Origin of the sequence: Kordia jejudonensis, assembly GCF_001005315.1 — a bacterium.
GTDB classification, from domain to species: domain Bacteria; phylum Bacteroidota; class Bacteroidia; order Flavobacteriales; family Flavobacteriaceae; genus Kordia; species Kordia jejudonensis.
In genome coordinates, this window is sequence record NZ_LBMG01000128.1 from 1 (window position 1) to 1931 (window position 1931).

General features: G+C 31.5%; 1 protein-coding gene. It reads right to left on the reverse strand.

Features of this window, described 5'->3' with window-relative positions; all coding sequences use genetic code 11:
* Positions 1-397: 397 nt before the first annotated feature.
* Complete coding sequence (locus tag AA089_RS22920) at positions 398-1717, reverse strand: tyrosine-type recombinase/integrase (RefSeq protein WP_046759357.1); 1320 nt, start codon at positions 1715-1717, stop codon at positions 398-400.
* Positions 1718-1931: the final 214 nt, after the last annotated feature.

The following is a 1931-nucleotide window of genomic DNA, read 5'->3' on the forward strand; positions in this document are numbered from 1 at the left end:
AATACGGTAAAAAATGGTAAAACGCGAGTTTTGAGAAATTAGATTGAAAAACTGAACAACTTTAAGAGAATTTATAACCGTTAAAAAAGACGAAAAAGAAAATTAATTTTCTTTTATTTTAATACAAATAGAAATAACTCATCATTAAGTAATAAATTCTTTTACAAAGCTTACCTTAGTGATTAGCAAATATTTTCTGTTAACTGGTAAGCAATGAGTTAAATAAAAGAGAACATTATTTCAAACTAATCACTTAATGATGAGTTGATTTTTATATCAGAATTTTCGCTTACCGTTAAGTGATGAGTTGATCGTGATAAAAAAGAGCGCCATGCTTTTAAAAGTAATGACAACCATAGTTATGATTTTACTGAGCGCCCTTTTTTATTTCTTGGATTTAAAAATCAATTGTGTATTTGTTAGAATAATCTTTTGCTAATGATGCACCAATACCTCTTAAATATTTACGAAGTTGAGATTTGGTTTTATGTCTTGTAAAACTCATAAGTTCTGTGAGTACTTGTTCATCTGCTTTTCCTTCAGAAGCAAGAGACTTATAAAGATTAGATGCCGCAGTATGCTTAAAGGAGTATAAGGTTTGATCCTCATCAAGCTGTAGGGCTTCTTTCATCTTTGCAAATCTGCGATAGAAATAATAAGTTTTAGTCTTTGGAATGACGTCCCATTTCCCGCACTTCTCTTTATCAGAGAAAATAAAATCATTTGACTCGTACTTGTGGAGTTCCATCTGCTGAATTACTTTTACTAAATTATCAATAATAGGAACTACTTCCTGCGCTTCGGTTTTGGTTTGAACATACAATCTTCTATTTTTAAGATCAATATCTTTTACACGCAGTCTGCATACTTCTACATTTCTTAAAAAAGCATAGGCAATAAATTGGGTAAACTTCCTAAGGTATGGATCATGTTTATCCATATACTCACGCATTACTTTAATTTGTGAATCGGAATATGCTTTATGTTTCTTAGGATTCTCTTTTAGCTTTTTTATCGCCGTAATAATATTATAATCTACAATATCATCACTCACTAATTGACTAAATAAAGATGATAGTGAGGTTCTATATCCATTACGCGTTTTAGCATTTACGGGCTCACTTGTTAATTTATGATGCTTATCATACTTCTTTATGGTGTTTAAAAAAATAGAAACCTCTCTTCGTTTCAGCTCCCTTATGTTTATAGTATCCAATTTCTGTTGCTCAAGCCAAGTTAAAAAACGTTTGAGATTTCCATTGAGATTTGTTTTCGCGCGTCTTGTTAAGTAAGGTAGTTTTTGTTCAAGCGCAAAATTTAGTGCTTCTCTTACGGAATACTGATTTGAATGAGCAACAGGAGTAGTCACTTCTGTTTTTTTGTTTTCTTCTCTATGGTTATTCAATCTCTCTTTAGTAACCTCATAACTCTCATAAGGACTATATCCTTGCGATAATAACTTTTTCAAAGCAATTTTATATGCCGTTAATATCTCAAGTCGTTCAGCTTTAGTTTTAAAACGATTTGCTCCTTTATATATAGGAGGTTGTCTTTTTAATTTATCGGTTTTGGGATCACGGTAGGAGTAATAAACGTACCAACGTTTGTTTAAATCGCCCTTGGCATCATAAATTTTCGGTTCTGAATAATCTTTTTTTCCTTTCAAATTGTATTCGGTAACGTATTCGTTTTGTAAAATTTCATTAAAGCTATGCATAAAAAATTGGTTTTCAAAATAGAGAAAACACAAGTGAATAGTGATTTTCTTGTCATTTTTGATTCCTCTTACTTTTCCTTAAAAAGGGACAGCTTTCGCCAGTCGCTCTCCCAATAAATTTGTGAGGAGCTCCAACAATGGCTCTATCGTTAACCCACTTTTGGGAAAGATTTCAAACGTACAAACAAAGATTTGGATAATAGACATTCAGTAT